This window comes from Dictyobacter formicarum, from assembly GCF_016587435.1.
This window is the reverse complement of the sequence record NZ_BNJJ01000013.1, coordinates 65,737-81,783: the sequence shown is the minus strand read 5'-3', so window position 1 is coordinate 81,783 and position 16,047 is coordinate 65,737. Positions and strand designations below refer to the sequence as shown.

General features: G+C 50.4%; 13 protein-coding genes. 3 read left to right on the top strand and 10 right to left on the bottom strand.

All coding sequences use genetic code 11. From position 1 onward, the window contains the following. Positions 1-45: 45 nt before the first annotated feature. Positions 46-243, bottom strand: a complete 198-nt coding sequence (locus tag JMI88_RS22260) for a helix-turn-helix domain-containing protein (RefSeq protein WP_126596251.1) — start codon at positions 241-243, stop codon at positions 46-48. 718 nt (positions 244-961) lie between these two features. Between JMI88_RS22260 and JMI88_RS22255 the strand changes: the two genes are divergently transcribed. Next, positions 962-3,688: a winged helix-turn-helix domain-containing protein gene (locus tag JMI88_RS22255; RefSeq protein ID WP_201364178.1), complete on the top strand. Its 2,727-nt coding sequence runs from the start codon at positions 962-964 to the stop codon at positions 3,686-3,688. Here JMI88_RS22255 and JMI88_RS22250 read toward each other — a convergent pair whose 3' ends face one another. Then, complete coding sequence (locus tag JMI88_RS22250) at positions 3,689-6,463, bottom strand: winged helix-turn-helix domain-containing protein (protein WP_201364177.1); 2,775 nt, start codon at positions 6,461-6,463, stop codon at positions 3,689-3,691. 512 nt (positions 6,464-6,975) lie between these two features. Here JMI88_RS22250 and JMI88_RS22245 point away from each other — a divergent pair. Next, positions 6,976-7,881, top strand: coding sequence for a serine/threonine protein kinase (locus JMI88_RS22245; protein WP_201364176.1), 906 nt, complete (start codon positions 6,976-6,978; stop codon positions 7,879-7,881). On the opposite strand, the gene JMI88_RS22240 is transcribed toward JMI88_RS22245, so the two are convergent. The 4 genes from JMI88_RS22240 to JMI88_RS22225 all read right to left on the bottom strand — a co-directional run bounded on the left by JMI88_RS22240 (position 7,872) and on the right by JMI88_RS22225 (position 12,438). Then, the gene (locus tag JMI88_RS22240; RefSeq protein ID WP_201364175.1) at positions 7,872-9,404 is read right to left on the bottom strand and encodes a sensor histidine kinase; all 1,533 of its coding nucleotides are present in this window, start codon (positions 9,402-9,404) and stop codon (positions 7,872-7,874) included. The two genes, JMI88_RS22245 and JMI88_RS22240, sit on opposite strands and share 10 nt — an antisense overlap. A gap of 24 nt (positions 9,405-9,428) precedes the next feature. Then, on the bottom strand, positions 9,429-10,187 hold the full coding sequence (locus JMI88_RS22235) for a response regulator (protein WP_201364174.1): 759 nt from the start codon (positions 10,185-10,187) through the stop codon (positions 9,429-9,431). Between the two features lie 381 nt (positions 10,188-10,568). After that, positions 10,569-11,330 (bottom strand): TlyA family RNA methyltransferase, encoded by a 762-nt coding sequence (locus JMI88_RS22230; RefSeq protein WP_201364173.1) that lies wholly within the window; start codon positions 11,328-11,330, stop codon positions 10,569-10,571. A gap of 34 nt (positions 11,331-11,364) precedes the next feature. After that, positions 11,365-12,438, bottom strand: coding sequence for an ROK family protein (locus JMI88_RS22225; RefSeq protein ID WP_201364172.1), 1,074 nt, complete (start codon positions 12,436-12,438; stop codon positions 11,365-11,367). A 456-nt stretch (positions 12,439-12,894) separates the two neighbouring features. Between JMI88_RS22225 and JMI88_RS22220 the strand changes: the two genes are divergently transcribed. Further along, on the top strand, positions 12,895-13,239 hold the full coding sequence (locus tag JMI88_RS22220; RefSeq protein ID WP_201364171.1) for a DUF805 domain-containing protein: 345 nt from the start codon (positions 12,895-12,897) through the stop codon (positions 13,237-13,239). A gap of 69 nt (positions 13,240-13,308) precedes the next feature. Here the strand turns inward: JMI88_RS22220 and JMI88_RS22215 are convergent, their stop codons facing one another. From JMI88_RS22215 to acpS, 4 genes are all read right to left on the bottom strand, one after another. Further along, a complete protein-coding gene (locus JMI88_RS22215; protein WP_201364170.1) occupies positions 13,309-13,560 on the bottom strand; it encodes a hypothetical protein in 252 nt (83 codons plus the stop codon). A gap of 301 nt (positions 13,561-13,861) precedes the next feature. After that, complete coding sequence (locus JMI88_RS22210; RefSeq protein ID WP_201364169.1) at positions 13,862-14,572, bottom strand: YIP1 family protein; 711 nt, start codon at positions 14,570-14,572, stop codon at positions 13,862-13,864. 451 nt (positions 14,573-15,023) lie between these two features. Further along, complete coding sequence (gene dtd, locus JMI88_RS22205; RefSeq protein WP_201364168.1) at positions 15,024-15,476, bottom strand: D-aminoacyl-tRNA deacylase; 453 nt, start codon at positions 15,474-15,476, stop codon at positions 15,024-15,026. Beyond that, positions 15,473-16,039 (bottom strand): holo-ACP synthase, encoded by a 567-nt coding sequence (gene acpS / locus JMI88_RS22200; protein WP_201364167.1) that lies wholly within the window; start codon positions 16,037-16,039, stop codon positions 15,473-15,475. The genes dtd and acpS overlap by 4 nt, the downstream gene beginning before the upstream one ends. Between the last annotated feature and the right edge of the window lie 8 nt (positions 16,040-16,047).

Below are 16,047 nucleotides of genomic sequence, written 5' to 3'. Positions count from 1 at the left end.
AGAAGGTCTCCCAGATAGGATACCCTTCTTCGTTGGTTGTGAATTCTATACGGGTAGGGCTGGTTGATTGAGTAACGTATCAATTGTGCTACGGCGTACTCGATAAGCCTGACGCTTGCCAACATGAGGAAGCGAGACAGCCTCCAGAGTGCCGTGTTTAATCCAACGACGTACCGTTGTATCATCCACGCGTAAGCGGCGTGCGACCTCCCGGACAGTCAGCAGTTCATCAGTTTGTTCCATGGTCGTATACCCTCCATTTAATTAGCGTTGTATTCATACATGACTAGATTTTGCGCAGGATAACCCATCGTTACTCTTCGCATGTATGGCCTGCTAAATCTAGCCAGGCCTGGGTCAAGCAGCATGACAGGAAGACATACTATCCTTGATGAAGGACCTTCTCGGCTGAGAAGTTTTTGACAATTCTGTCTGCCCCTTTCTCTTACGGTCACATGTGCAAATAAGCCTTCTCGCTATGCTCAGCTAGAGTACAATGTTGTTACAGCATTAGTATAGTGAGGACGTGATAGTGTTTGTTCCACCGTAGGGTGGATAAAAAGGTAGGATCAACACATGTACGTCTGTATGGTAGCAGAGAGTAGTTGCCTCATTATCCGACCCGGTAGGGTGGCATACTCAATGTGATACTTGTATGACCCAGGGGTGTATCAAGGTATCAATTTTTGAGCGAACATTTTTGCATAAGTTTTCGTAAAATATGGATGTGATGCTCCTCAAAATCATGTATTAAAGCATTTTCCTCCTGTATTGTTATTATAATGACATGGAAAATAGTAACGTATTGATATGAGATTAAACGAAATACTGCATATATCAGCACGAGCATATATAGATATGCATAGATAAAGACCTTGAGTTTATTGTATAATAGTGATTAATTGGTCTTTGGTATCAGGTATCGCTAGCAGGGATGCGTGTTGGAAGAAAGAGGATGGAGATGGAGATTAGCCCGACCAAACAATTACTGCTTGCGACGAAATTGACTATGCCTCAGAGCTATGCTCCCCTGGTTATTCCGCGTATACGTCTCTATCATAAGTTAGAGCGTGGCGCAAACCATCCCTTGACTTTAATTGCTGCGCCGGCAGGCTTTGGCAAGACTACATTACTTGCTGGCTGGTTGCAGCAGCATTCTTCTAGCCAGGTAGCGTGGCTTTCCTTAGATAAGGATGATAACGACCTGATACGCTTCTGGTGCTATTGCCTGGCTGCCTTTGCCCGCGTCAATCCTGATCTGGAGGTTAAAGTACAGGAGTGCCTGGATGTATATCTGCACACATCGATCGAAGATATGCTGGCCGCCTTTATTAATATTTTGATGACCTATCCTGAGCCGCTGATATGTGTGTTGGATGACTACCAATACATTCAACTGCCAGTCATTCACCAGTCCCTGACCTTTTTTCTGGAACATTTGCCGTCTCATGTTCACTTATTCATCAGTACGCGGATTGACCCTCTCCTGCCATTAGTGCGTCTACGCGTACGAGGACAACTGCTAGAAATACGCTCCAGTGAACTACGTTTTACTCTGGACGAGACGGTGCAACTGTTCAGCCATGGTATGAAGCTACAGCTTGAGCCAGAGTACCTATTTGATTTACTGCGTGCTACCGAAGGCTGGATCGCCGGTTTACAGCTAGCTGCCATGACGCTACAAAGAATGCCTGAGCAGAAAGAGCGGCCAGCTACGATCTCGTCGTTTATGAGCATCAACCGCCATCTTGCTCGCTATCTGAGCGAAGAGATACTGATGACCTTACCTGATGACGTCCTTGACTTTCTCTTCTCGACCTCTATCCTGACGCGCATGAGGGCTGACCTCTGCAACGCGGTGACTGGTCAGGGAAACGCTGAAACGATGTTGGAGTGGCTAGAGCAGGCCAACCTGTTTATTGCTACTCCGGATGAGGAAGGTGCCTGGAGAAGTCACCATCGACTTTTGGCCGAGTTCCTGCGTCAGCAATTGTGTCAGAAATATCCAGAACGCCTGCGTGAGCTACATATACGTGCTAGCTGCTGGTATGAGCGGGAACATATGCTGCACGAAGCGGTTGAGCATGCACTGGCAGCTCATGCCTACGAGCGGGCCGCTGACCTGCTGGAAGCCCATGCCTGGCCCCTCTGGATGCAGGGACATATCCCATGCATTTTTGACTGGCTGGCGCAATTACATGAATCTATTGAGCTCCAGCAACGTCCGGTTGTGGCCTACCTGTCTGCCTGCAGCTATCTCTACACAGGACAATGGGAGCGCTATGAGCAGGCGCTGGCTATTGCACGCCATAGTTGGCAGGCCAGCCAGAACAATGAAATGCTGAGTAGCATCTATGACTTACAGGCCTGTTACGCTATCTGTACTGGCAATGGCAAGCAAGCTCTGGCGTATACGCAACGGGCGCTGGATGCCAATCGGAATAGACCTTTGTTGTCCAGTTTCTCACATGTGTTGCGTGGGGCCGCCCATTTATGCTGTGGAGAGATCCAGCAGGCGCAGGTTGAGTTGACGTCAGGTCAGCGCATCGGCAGCCAGATGAATTGCGCTATTGCTATCGCTAGCGGCCAGCTACATCAAGGTCGTCTGCGCATGATGCAGGGTCAGTTGCGCGAGGCCATGAAATTCTATCAACAATGCAGCAGTAATCGTGGAGAATGCATGGCCTGGTTTGCCAGGCAGGCGCATGTGCAGGCTGGACAGCTTTATTTAGAATGGAATGAGCTGGTGCGAGCACAGGAGCAGCTCAGGATGGCGCAGGAGAGTAGCGAGCAAATTGAAGTTGGCCCGCCTGCGATCGGATATAGCATGCTAGCCGCCCGGCTGGCCTGGGCTAATGGTAAGGTAGAGCAAGCCTTGCTGCTGCTGGACCAGGCGGAGGGCTCTTTGACGTACAGGGACAACCACACATATGCGCTGGCACAGATTGCCCTGCTACGCACACAATACCGACTGGCACAAGGCCATGTGAGTGCTGTGCAAGAATTGCTGCAGCGCAACTATCCTACCAATCTTGATGAGCGTTCCTTGTTGGAACAAGAACTCTGGCAGCAAGCAAAAGCTCGTCTGCTGCTGGCTCAGCAGCGTCCTGCCGAAGTCATACGACTGGTGCAGACACTGTTACCAACCATCAAGGCTCAGGGACGTATTGCTGACGAGCTTCAGTTCCAAATGCTCTTAGTGCAAGCTTACTATATAGCAGGAGATATTCGACGCACCAGGCAAACCCTGGAACATATCTTGATACTGGCCGAGCCAGGAGGCTACCGCCGCCTGTTTCTTGATGAGGGACAGGTATTAATGACGTTGCTCTCCGAACTATATCACCGCCAGCAGAAACGCTATACCGGCGATTTGCACTCCCTGGTCCTGAGCTACGTACATGCCCTGCTACTGGAGTTCGGGTGTGATGTGGAGCCACGCGACTGGAGATCCTGGCAAAAGCGGGCGCAGCGTGCGCAAGCCTCGCTGGAACAACTGAGTGATCGCGAGCTAGAAGTTTTAAAGCTAATTGCCGAGGGAAATTCCAACCAGCAAATTGCCTGTACCCTTGTTGTAGCTGAAAGTACGATCAAGACTCATCTTAATAACATCTACAGCAAGTTAAATGTCAATTCCCGGCTGCAGGCTCTGACAAAAGCGCATACGGTTGGATTGCTAGAAATTTAATTACAATCGTTCCGCGGAGCGCGGAGGGATCAGTGGCTCAGTATCTACTTCGCTGCGGCGCAGGACACCCAGGTCGTAAGCGCGCGTGACGGCCTGCAGCCGAGTGTGCACATGGAGCTTGGCATAAATGTTATTCAGGTGCGTTTTAATGGTACTGACGGTGACTACCAGCTTCTGGGCGATCTCCTGATTAGAGAGCCCTTCGGCGATCAGGCCCAGCACCATATATTCGCGTTCGCTTAGCTTATCGATCATCTCATCATCATTTTCCTGCGAGATCAGCCAGCGTGGAGGTTGGGTCTCGGTACTAACCGATGAGAGCAACGTATAGATATAGCCCGGTGAACTATGGGTTGTCTCGGCCGCAGCATGGCGCTGATAGCGACTATAGAGCTCTGTCAGTAGTGCGATCATGACCGCTCCTTCATCCACAAAGCTGCGCATGTATCCGCCCGCTTCACCCAGAAGCAGTGCCTGTTCAAGCTTCTGCAGCGTATATTGTGTATTGCCCTCGATGTGATAAGCCAGCGTCAGCAGCAGCAGCAGCGCTAATTCACTCTGGCTCCGGCCCTGATTATGTGCCTGCTGGTAAGCTGGTTCTAATAGTTGGATTGCCTGTCCACCCTGCTCCTGCGCAATCAACAGGCGCGCCTGTGCCATTAACCAGTTCTCGCGCTCATAGAGGAACATCTCATCTGTCAGCGGCGGTGCATACTGCGTCTGCCACTGCTGGGCGGCATTGAGATCTCTCTGTGCCAGTGAGAAATGCATGCGTAGCTCGGCCACGCGGGCCAGAAAGGTCGGGTTGGATCCAAAGCGTTGCGAGCTATGTTCAGCCTGCACCAGGAAGGTCATAGCCTGCTCACGCTCCTCTTGTAACCATGCCAGGCGCGCCATTACCAGATAGCGTTCCGCAGCTATATGTCCCTCATTTGAGGTTTGCAGGCTCAATAATTGTGCCTGCTGCATATGTTCCTGGGCGTTTGAGATATCATTCCATTCGCGATAGATATCCGCCAGATAGACATGGGCGGCGATCACTGGCCAGGTTACTATTGCCTGTGCTTCGCCACAGATCTGCTGAAAGGTTTGGATGGCAGTACGCAAGTTTCCCTGAATTTTTTGCAGCAAACCATGATAGACGGCCGCCGCCAGCGCCACAGTTGTATAGCCATATTTTTGGCCCAGCCGGTAACTCTCTGTCAAATAGTGGGTCGCCTGCACCAGTTTGCCCTGCAAGAGATGGCCCGCGCCCAGGTGCAGCATGGTACTACAATAGAAAGGTGAGGAATGTTCCTCGTCAATGAAATCCAGCGCCTGCCTGGCATAGTCTATAGTCTGGGGACCATCGCCACAGTAGAGGGCCACGCGGGCCCGCAAATCGTAGACACGGCTAAGCATATAGCGATGCTGCTTATCCTCCTGCCACAATTGTGTAGCCCGTGTCAGGGCCTGTTCATAGACGTCCATTTGAGCCTGTAAGAAAGCCGTATAAGCCTGTAAGAGGGAGAGCATAGGATGGGACGCTACGAGCTGTTCTGGCAGGCTGGACAGCCACTTCCTTACCAACGATTCCTCTCCACGCTGAATAAAGTGACAGGCGTGATGCTCAATCAACTGTACTGCCTGCTCGAGGTCTTCCGCCAGAATAGCATGTTTGATCACATCGATATCCATTCCCCGTTGCGCATACCAGGTGGCCGCTCGATGATGTAATTCCGGCAGCAGTTCTGGATATTTTTGTTTCAAGCGATGCTGCAAAAGCTCCAGAAAAAGTTGATCGTAGCGATACCAGCACTGTTGATTATCCAGTGCATTTAAAAAGAGGTTATTTTGCTCCAGCCATTCCAGCATCATCTCTCCATCTGCGTTACCAGTCACTGCATCGCACAGGGAAGCATTCAGGCGCTCTAGAATCGACGTCTGGAGCAGAAATGTTTGTATATGCTCCGGCAATTGCTGCAGGACTTCATCGGTCAGATAGTGCAAGATATTACGATTGATACCTGAGAATGTTTTGAGAAACTGTGCAATCGAGTCGTAACTGGAGCGTCCCTGCAGCGAAAGAGCAGCCAGTTGTAAACCTGCGATCCAACCCTCCGTATGCTTGCGTAGCGCAATGGCATCGTCAGGACTCAGATTGAGATTCATTGCCTGAGTTAGAAATATACTGGTCTCCTCATTGGTGAAGCGGAGATCCTGTGTCCGGATCTCAGTCAATTTTCCTTGCACGCGCAGGCGCGCCAGCGGCAGAGGAGGATCGCGCCGGGTAATCAGAATAATATGCAGGCGTGGTGGGAGATGTTCCAGCAGAAACGTAAAGCTCTGATGAATTGCTGGCGTACAGATGGTATGGTAGTCATCTAACACCAACAAGATATCCTCTGGAAGCATAATCGCACTATTAATGAAGCGGGTCAATATATTTTCGATACTGAGCTCATCCTGCTCATTTTGCCAGGCAACAATCAAATCAGTGAGGTCGGGCAGAAAACGACTTAAGGCGGTTAGAATATAGCGCCAGAAGCGCACAATATCGTTATCCGAAGGATCCAGGGAGACCCAGGCGGCTGGCAACTGGTGCTGCCGAATCCACTCACTGACCACGGTTGTCTTGCCAAATCCTGCCGGAGCCGTCACTAGCAGCAATGGGCGTTGCAAACCAGCATCCATCGTCATATAAACATGGTTACGGGGAATTATTTTTTTTAGGTAGTAAGGTGGAATTGTTAGCTTAGTTGTAATGATTTGCGGGTCTTGACTTCCTCGTTCCATCGGAGACTCCTTTTTTACGTGCTCGGTCAGGAATGTGTATCTCGATTTTCTTATCGACAATGTGCTCTCCCACCTTCTTTATTATCGGCGAGCTACGAAGCATAGAACACTAAACAGCCAACATCCTATCTATTCTAACCACACGAGGATTGCATTATTAAAATACTGCTTATTTGCTTAACATAGTATAACATGTTGTTGTATGTCAGGTTAGCGAGTGTTGAAAACGTGGCCTGTTTCCTCCATTTGGGCGATAGTCAGACACATTCCATCTGGACGGATGAATCCTCCTTCTGGTTGATGACATTCCAGCAGAGAAAACGTACACTCAGAGGAATCAGAGATAAGATCTCTGGTTTTGGCTGGTTATTGGGTCGTGGTGAGGTGCAGGAAAATATGTCGCACACATTTTTCTGCACCTCACCAGAACCTTTTTTTTGAGCAGGGTATTGTATGCACTCAAAGAGAGCATTATTGATGACATGTGATCGCTGGACAAGGACAAATACTGTATGTCTATGCCAAATGATTTTTTAGAAAAGCGTACTGATGGATTTGTGTTTGGGAACTATCGCTTGTTTCGTGTTTTGAGACGCGGCGCGGCCTCAACCATTTATCTTGGAGAGCATATCCATCTGGGCAATAAAGTAGTGGTGAAGGTTTTGAATAACTGGGTGGCCAGCGATGAGCAAATCACTAAATTTTGCGCTGAGGCCCGGTTGCATGCCAGTCTGTGTCACCCCAATATCGTGCGTGTGCTGGATTTTGGCATCAAGGGGAAATCTCCATTCATGGTGATGGATTATGCCACCAACGGCACGCTGCAGGATTACTTTGAGCCTGATGTGCCCCAGCCAGTATCGACGATCATTCCCTTTGTGGTCAGCATTGCCAGCGCCTTGCAATATGTTCACAATCACAATATCATTCATCGGGATATCAAGCCGCAGAATATCCTGCTCAGTCGCGGCTATGAAGTCTGGCTGAGCGATTTTGGGATCGCTGTGGCTGTGCAGCCCTGGAATCTGCATGCCATACAAGAATCGATCGGGACAGCGCTCTATGCTGCGCCTGAGCAGATCGAGGGCTATCCCTTGAAGATGAGTGATCAATATGCTCTGGCAATACTGGTTTATACCTGGCTATGCGGCCGCCCCCCCTTTGCGGGTTCCTCTATTCAGCTGTGCAAGCAACATTTATATCGAGAGCCATTGCCGCCCCACGAGATTATTCCTACCATTCCGCATCAGGTAGAAAAAGTCATTCTTAGAGCATTGTCTAAAGATCCATACCAGCGCTTCAAGCATATACAGGACTTCGCTTATGCTCTGCGCATGGCGGATGACTCCTACTTTGATACGGCCCTGCCAATGTTTGGCTCCTTGCAGTCGGCGCAGGAAATACATCATCACTCATAATGGGAAGCAGGAATGCTATTCAGTAGCTGTTTGGCCTGCTGGGGTAGTTGCTGAGCCAGCGGTAGCGTAAAAATGACAGTTGTGCCCTTGCCTGGCGTACTTTCCGCCCACACCTGTCCATTGTGGGCCGTAACAATAGCCTTGACGATAGCCAGTCCCAGACCGCTACCCCCAGTTTTCGCGGCACGCGAACGGTCGGCACGGTAGAAGCGCTCAAAGATATGTGGCAGGTCGTCCTTATCAATGCCGACGCCAGTATCGCTGATTGAGACGCGCAACTGACCATCCTTCTCTACCGCTCCCACGCTGATCCGACCGCCTTCATTGGTGTGGCGGCGCGCATTATCCAGCAGGTTTAAGAGTATCTGTGTAATACGGTCGCTATCAGCCTCGACATAGGGAATACTGGTCGGGATCGCATTTTGGAGTTTAATCCCGAGTTCCTCGCATTCGGGCGCCATTACCGCCACCGTTTCATCCACCAGCGAATTCAGATCTAGCGGGGCCAGGTCCAGGCGGATCTGTCCCGCTTCCAGCATCGTCATCTGGCGCACATCGGCCACCAGGCGGCGCAGACGCTGTACCTCGCGTCCAATGCGCTGCGCGGTCTCCTGGCGAGATTCAGGATCAGAAATTACATCATCGGCCAGCGCCTCGCTTAATCCCTGGATAGCTGTCAAAGGTGTCGCCAGGTCATGGGCGATATTCGCGATCAGATCGCGGCGCATCTGATCCTGGCGCCGTAGCTCAGTGACATCGGCCTCAATGGTATCCGCCATCTCATTAAACGTCTGTGCTAGCAGTCCCACCTCGTCCTGTGGAAAATTCTGCGCCACGCGCCGGGTATAACGACCATGTTTCATATCTTCTGCCGCCGTGGTTAATAACTCCAGTGGGCGTACAAAGCGGCGCACAAAGAGATAGCTACAGAGGGCCGCGATCGCCGCCACTCCCAGGCTAGCCAGAATGATTGACTGGTTGATCTGACTTAACACATCGTAGCCCGAGGTAATACGTGGCTGCGCAATAAAGACGGCTCCGATGGTTTGATTGCCATATTGTAGTGGTACGCTGGCATAGATAACGGGGCCGTTGTAGTTATCTAGCGTTAATTGTATGCTACCAGAACTGGCATTGCCCGATTGCAACACAGTCTTTAACGCCTGGGCTATATCAGAATTATCACAGTTATTTTGCTCTACAGGATTGTTGTTGGAGCATACGATATGTTTGCCATTGTTATCAACAATCAAGGCGAACACCTGGTCATTAGGTACCAGATTAGGTGGCTGCATATTGTTCCAGTCTGAGCCATTCATGCGATAATACGTGATGATACTGCGTGCCAGCAACGCGGCATTGTAATTTAGTCGCTCAACTTGAAGGCTATAAAAGTAGTTCTGGACCGCGACCGAGACGGCAAAGCTGAGCACTAACACCGTGCCCAGAATCACAAGGAGGTAGCTTAGCACCAGTTTTGATTTCAGACTAAAGGTTGAGTTTTTCGGGGTAGTGGTACGCATGCTAAACGCTCCCTATTATCTTACTCAGGCGTGTTGTGAAGAGGTGGCGGGGGCTGGCACAAACTTATAGCCTACGCCCCAGACGGTCTGAATATGATGGGGCATGCCTGGCGCAGCCTCTAGTTTTTTGCGCAGGGTGCCGATATGCACATCAACCGTGCGACCATCGCCGAGATAGCTATAGCCCCAGACCTGGTTGAGCAGAGACTCACGGGTAAAGACACGGTCGGGTGCCGACGCCAGTGCTACTAGCAGATCAAATTCTTTGACCGTCAGGGTCACCTGTTTGCCGTTGGCGGTGACACGGCGCGAAGGCAGGTTGATGACAAGCCCACCGAAGTGAAGCTCTTCATCGGGATTGCTACTGCTGACGGCCTGTTCTTCTCTCGCCGGCTGACTTTCTGCTGGATTGCCGGATGGATGAGAGTTGCTACGACGTAAAATAGCTTTAACCCGGCTTACCAGTTCGCGTGGACTAAACGGTTTGACCAGGTAATCGTCCGCGCCCGCCTCTAAGCCGGCGATGCGATCGTCTTCGCCCTGGCGTGCCGTAAGCATCAAGATGGGTGTATCGGCCCAGGTACGAATGCGGCGGCAGACCTCCATCCCGTCCAGGATGGGAAGCATCAAATCCAGCACGACCAGGTCGGGATGCTCACGGGCATGAAGTTCGATGCCAGCAATACCATCGCTGACAGCCAGGACTGTGTAGCCAGCTTGTTCTAAGTAGAGCCGGATGACCTGTGTGATATTGGCTTCATCCTCTATGACCAGAATTTTCATACCTATATTTTACCTATCACTGATCAAAAAAATACCAGAAATTTGTAAGGTTTTTGTATATTTATCTCTTGCATGCGGGTGAGCCCGCATGCAAGAGATAAATATGTGTTCTTTTGTCATAGGATGTGTTGTTTCTTTGCGGACGGGCGCATGCGCGCCCGCGCCCTTTTTTTATTTGGTGCAAAAAGTGCGCACAGCGCCCTTTTTGCACCAAATAAAAAAATACATGTTTGCATCACAGATGTCTGATTTTTATTGTGTATTATGTATTGCATGAGTTGTGCGAAGCACAACTCATGCAATACATAATACACAATAAAACCGCTCGGGCTCGTATGCGCCCGTCCGCAAGGAGCGCTATAATTCCCATATTCATGGGAATTATCCACTCTCTTTGAAACGTAGCAGGAAGAGAAATTCGCGATTGCCATCTCGTCCCAGGATAGGCGAATCGATTTCGCCTGCGACCTGTAACGGTGTTTGCTCGGAAATCCAGCTACGTAGTTCCTGTAGAACGCGTTGATGAACTTCGGGATCTTTGATGACACCACCACCGCGATCAACCTCTGCCTTGCCAGCTTCGAACTGGGGTTTGACCAGTGCGACGATCCAGGTATCAGCATCCTGGGCCAACAATGGGACCAGTGCTGGCAACACCAGGCGCAACGAAATGAAGGAAACGTCGATGACCGCGCATTGCATTGGCTCTGGTAAGCTGGTGAGATGCCGAATATTGGTGCGCTCCATTACCACTATACGAGGGTCATTACGCAATTTCCAGGCTAGCTGTCCATGGCCAACATCTACGGCATAGACACGGGTGGCTCCGCGTTCTAGCAGGCACTCGGTGAAGCCACCGGTTGAAGAGCCGACGTCGATCGCAATCCGGCCCGCTGGTTGCAGCTGGAAGGTATCCAGCGCCTTTTCCAGTTTAAGACCGCCACGGCTCACAAATTTTAATTCTGGAGAAGCCTCTGCTACACGGCACGACGCATCCAGTGGCACCAGGGTTCCGGGTTTATCCACCAGCCGTTCCCCGACATAAACCTGCCCGGCCATAATAATGGCGCGGGCCCGCTCCCGGCTTGGAGCTAACCCCAGGCGTACTAACGCTACATCCAGGCGCTCTTTTTTTGCTGCCATGTTGACTTTGCTGCTCCCCTATCCTATATGTATCTTAATGATTATAATATGACAAAGCGCCGGCACCTACCAGTCCGACATCCGAACCCAGCTTGGCCAGCACAATTTTAGCTGACTTGGCGGGTACCTTCATCGCTCGCTCTTTTAGAATACGCCTGGCTGGTTCCAGCAATGCATCACCCATCTGTACGACCCCACCACCCAGTACGATAAGTTCCGGATTGAAGATATGCACCACATTGATAAGTCCAACCCCAATGCCTTCCGCGGCGCCAGCAATGATCTCACGCGCCTCAGGAATGCCAGCCTGTGCGGCCAGCGAAACCATACGTGCATTGATATGCAGCGCATTTTTCTGGGCCCGCTTCACATCCGCTGGTGTATCGGCGTCGGTGACAGGTTCCTGGTGGGCTAGCGCAAAATTGAACAGTTTTTCACCACGTCCAAGGGCGATCAACTCGTGAGCGCGACGAGCAATAGCTGTGCCAGAAGAGATACTTTCCCAGCACCCAATATTACCACAATTGCAGCGTGGCCCGCGCCAATCGATGGTCATATGACCCAGCTCGGCTGCTGTACCAGAGATACCCTCAATGATATGCCCATCTGCAATCACGCCGCCGCCGATGCCGGTACTGATCGTAATATACACCACCTCATTGCTGCCGCGACCGGCTCCAAACATAAACTCGCCGAGCGCCGCTGCGTTGGCATCATTCTCAACATAGATGGGTATATTGAACTTTTCAAAGAAAATAGATCGTAAAGGAACATCCCTCCAACCGGGGAGATTCGGTGGAGAGAAAATAACGCCAGTACGACTGTTAAGGGGACCTGGGGCTCCAATGCCGATGCCAGCAATCTCATCCAATGTCACATTGGCTTCTCGTAACGCCTGGTGAATTGAATCATACATGCGTGGAATCAGCCGATCGGGAGATGGAGACTCACCAGTCAATAATCCCACACGCGACAATAACTTTTCCCCTCGCAGGACCGCGGTACGAATCTGTGTACCGCCGAGATCCAGTCCAATAACCAGTGGGAGATCTTCAGTGTTCTTACTCCATCTGGCTGATTGGCTCAACTCTGTCTGTTGGTCGTTCATGGATTTATAGCTCCGGTTGAAGTTTCTTACCATAGATGATACTGCATTTCACCCAACTGAACAAGGGAGGGGCAACCTGGTGGCAGGCGGATAAATGTCCGTCAGAACAAGTGTGAGAAAGGATCGCAGCTCTGTCACGACACAGAAAAATATGAGTACTTTCGCATAGTCATTAACCAGTAATAAGTGGCGAGAGCATCGAACTACAGATTTACGGCAAGCATGATATTGAATGTAACTTTACACGTTATACATATATAGAGCAACTGGCAAGGGCATATTTTATTGGTAGATTGAAATTTGCTACCCCAATAAACGGAGACAGCGACGTTTAATTGGTAAGGTTAAACGTCGCCACATGTACATTGTGGTGTTTTTAGTTGCATCTATCGATGCTTGTTCTGATGTTGGGGCAAGCATTTGAAATGTCATTGTCACTAACAAAAAGGAGCAGCCATGTCATCTAGTGAGAGCACACAGGTAGCCGCCGCGCTAACAGCGTATTTCGCAATAGTGGGAATTATTGTACTCATTTCTATTGTGTTTTCTGTAATTATCTATTGGAAAATATTCTCTAAAGCGGGCTATAGCGGTGCTATGAGCCTCTTAATGTTCGTTCCAATTGCTAACCTGGTTGCTCTGTGCATCCTGGCATTTGGAGATTGGCCTGTTCTGCAGGAGTTGAACATGTTGCGCCAGCAGGTGCGATCCATGCCGCCGCAATATGCTCCTAACCCACAGGGGCCACAATTCACACCAGGCCAAAACTTTCAATCGGGACCACAATATCCGCGCTACTAAGGTGCGCTCAATCAATATCAACTCAAGAGGAAGCTGGGAAAGCTTCCTCTTTATTTTTTGTGTAGCTGGCTAGAGATCTGCACTATTGCTGCGCATAATGAAGATAATACCGCTGATGCCGAGGAGAAAAAGAATCAACGCAGTCCAGCCCGAGATTTGAGCTGCCGTTAATTCGTCACCAGCCACACTGCCTGTAAAAACCTTCGAGAGCTGGTAGGCGCTCAAGGCCAGAAAAAAAATGGTGATAATGGCACCCAGGATAAGCAAGCTTACTTTTTTGCCCATTGTGAGCCCCTTCGGATTAATTGCTGGTGATGTCATATATTTACCTTCAAAATGCGCTCCTAGCGTTATATAGCGATAGTCGCTTTGCTATGAATGAAATAGTTCACAGTTTTCTGTGGATATATTACGTTTGATCAATAGGTAATGGATATAATATGTTACTTTTTAGTTTTTGTGCAGAGCATTTTCTGCTCTTAGTGTTAAGACGTATAAAGTTTCTTTTTAATAAAAAGGTGAGGCGCCTCCTGCTAAGAGGGCATAGAGAGAAAAAATGCAGAGGGCCGACAGCCTTCTGCATTTTTTCTCTGCGTGCCCTGAGTGCTTGCTTCTATATATTTTAGTGCAGGATCGGGAGGTTGGTGGAGAGGTAGTGGGCAAGAGCAAAGAGTGCACCACACAGGGCCAGGACACCAATGATGTAAGGGACGGCTACAACTACGATGGATTTATCACGGTCGAGATTGTGGACTCCTTTTACGACGAATACGTTGATGACGACGCCATAACAGAATGCTAGCAGACTGATTAGAGGCGCAAAGAAGAGAGTTGAGAAATGGAAGGCCACAAAAAGCGTGATGATGATACCGCCAATCAAGCTCAACGGTAGCAGGTAGAGGAGCATACCGAAGGCATGCGCCACGAAGCGCCCATTTCCTTTAAGCAGGCGTGCTACCAAATATTGTAGTCCGACCTCGATAAAGAATAGCAGCGGCACAAAAATGACCTTGAGAATAAAGGCGCCGACCGTTGCTCCTATGGTGATTACACTTAGTAGACCAAAGATGATGTTCGAGTGGGTATTGACCCCGGTAGAGGTATCGCGTAAGACGCTCCTGAATAGTCCCATGACTACGGGTATCAATAAGAGTATCGCCAGTTGAATCCAGACCAGCCGCCATCTGGCATATTCAGCTGCCTGTGCAAAAGTATGAGCCGTCGGATGTGTAATGGCTTTAATGTAGAAGCCGGGTAACCTGCGTCCTGGATGTGGCGGCATGCCTAGCGTTTGAGCTTGCGCCGGTTGAAAATGTTCAGAATCCCATTTCATGGTTTTCTACCTCTTCGCATGTATATCCATAGTCGAGATTTTCCAAGCAAGCTAACGGTACTATCATAACTGACTCAGATGAAATGTGCAAATGAACATAAGATGAGGTTAGATGTGAATAAAAGGGAGACGGGCACCGAAGCGCCCGTCTCCCTTTTATTCAGTGGTGCAAGAGGTGCGCGTAGAGGGGGGTGGACTCCTGGCTTTTTGTGCCTTCGGCCCCTGACGGTTCGCGCCTTCGGCGCTCAAAAAAATATTTTAGGAAGTTGCCTGCAGTGCGCCGAGCGCACTGCAGGCAACTTCCTAAGGAAGGGACTCAGCGAGCTGCAGGCAACTTCCTAAAATAAAAACTCGGCGCACTGCAGGCAACTTCCTAAGGAAGGGACTCAGTGTGCTGCGGACAACTTCCTAAGATAAAGATGCGGGCGCGTTAGCGCCCGAGGGGGGGCGGTTAGCGGGTCAGGTGCTCACTGTCCATGATGATGGTGACGGGGCCGCTGTTGGTGAGCGTGACATCCATATCAGCGCCAAAGATGCCGCCCTGGACGTGCAGGCCATGCGAGGAGAGCGCGTTTTTGAAGCGTTCAACCAGAGGCTCGGCCAGAGCGGGTGGAGCGGCCGCCGTAAAACTGGGGCGACGCCCTTTACGAATATCCGCATAGAGGGTAAATTGAGAAACCACCAGTACCGCTCCCTGCACATCTAGCAGCGAGCGATTCATTTTCCCTTCAGCATCCTCAAAGACGCGTAGATGCACCAGTTTCTCCGCCAGTTGCGTAACCTGGGCCTCTCCATCCTCATGACCAACGCCGAGCAGAACAAGGAAGCCCTGCTCGATCGCGCCGACAATCTGGCCCTCTACACTGACGCTGGCCTGTTTTACCCGTTGCACTACTGCTCTCACTCGTATTGCTTCCCTGTTTCTAACTCTATGGATGAATCCGACATTTGTGTTGCAGCCGTTAAAGAGGAGGCCTGAATGGCCACGGCGATAGCAATCGAGAACTGAGCCAGATCGGCCATACTGACATCAAAGGCATTCAAGCCCAGATATTCAGCGCGCCTCCTGGCCTTGCCATGCAAGCGCACAGAAGGGCGTCCACTGCGTAGATGGACGACCTCCATTTCCCGCCAGCCCACGCCACGGATACCGGTACCCAGCGCCTTACTGATCGCCTCTTTTACCGCGAAGCGACCCGCCAGACGCGACATTTTGCCGCGGCTCTGGGCCACTTCTAAATCGGTAAAGACTCGCTTCAGAAAGCGCTCTCCATGTCGTTCAAAGACCTTACGAATACGATCCACTTCAATGATATCCACGCCGACCGCCACATTGACACCCTGCGTAGGATGCAATGAAGAGGGAAGACCAGCCATACCGCTTGAACCAAACAACCATTCCGGCATAGGTGCATCTGCCTGGCGTACCAGTGGAGTAAACAATAATGGCTGTTCTTCTTCATTCATTGTATTCA

Coding starts and splice junctions, on each gene's coding strand:
- JMI88_RS22255 (WP_201364178.1), top strand. CDS start 962: ATGGAGATTAGCCCGACCAAACAATTACTGCTTGCGACGAAATTGACT.
- JMI88_RS22210 (WP_201364169.1), bottom strand. CDS start 14,572: ATGAAATGGGATTCTGAACATTTTCAACCGGCGCAAGCTCAAACGCTA.
- JMI88_RS22215 (WP_201364170.1), bottom strand. CDS start 13,560: ATGACATCACCAGCAATTAATCCGAAGGGGCTCACAATGGGCAAAAAA.
- JMI88_RS22250 (WP_201364177.1), bottom strand. CDS start 6,463: ATGGAACGAGGAAGTCAAGACCCGCAAATCATTACAACTAAGCTAACA.
- JMI88_RS22225 (WP_201364172.1), bottom strand. CDS start 12,438: ATGAACGACCAACAGACAGAGTTGAGCCAATCAGCCAGATGGAGTAAG.
- acpS (WP_201364167.1), bottom strand. CDS start 16,039: ATGAATGAAGAAGAACAGCCATTATTGTTTACTCCACTGGTACGCCAG.
- JMI88_RS22235 (WP_201364174.1), bottom strand. CDS start 10,187: ATGAAAATTCTGGTCATAGAGGATGAAGCCAATATCACACAGGTCATC.
- JMI88_RS22220 (WP_201364171.1), top strand. CDS start 12,895: ATGTCATCTAGTGAGAGCACACAGGTAGCCGCCGCGCTAACAGCGTAT.
- JMI88_RS22240 (WP_201364175.1), bottom strand. CDS start 9,404: ATGCGTACCACTACCCCGAAAAACTCAACCTTTAGTCTGAAATCAAAA.
- JMI88_RS22230 (WP_201364173.1), bottom strand. CDS start 11,330: ATGGCAGCAAAAAAAGAGCGCCTGGATGTAGCGTTAGTACGCCTGGGG.
- JMI88_RS22260 (WP_126596251.1), bottom strand. CDS start 243: ATGGAACAAACTGATGAACTGCTGACTGTCCGGGAGGTCGCACGCCGC.
- JMI88_RS22245 (WP_201364176.1), top strand. CDS start 6,976: ATGTCTATGCCAAATGATTTTTTAGAAAAGCGTACTGATGGATTTGTG.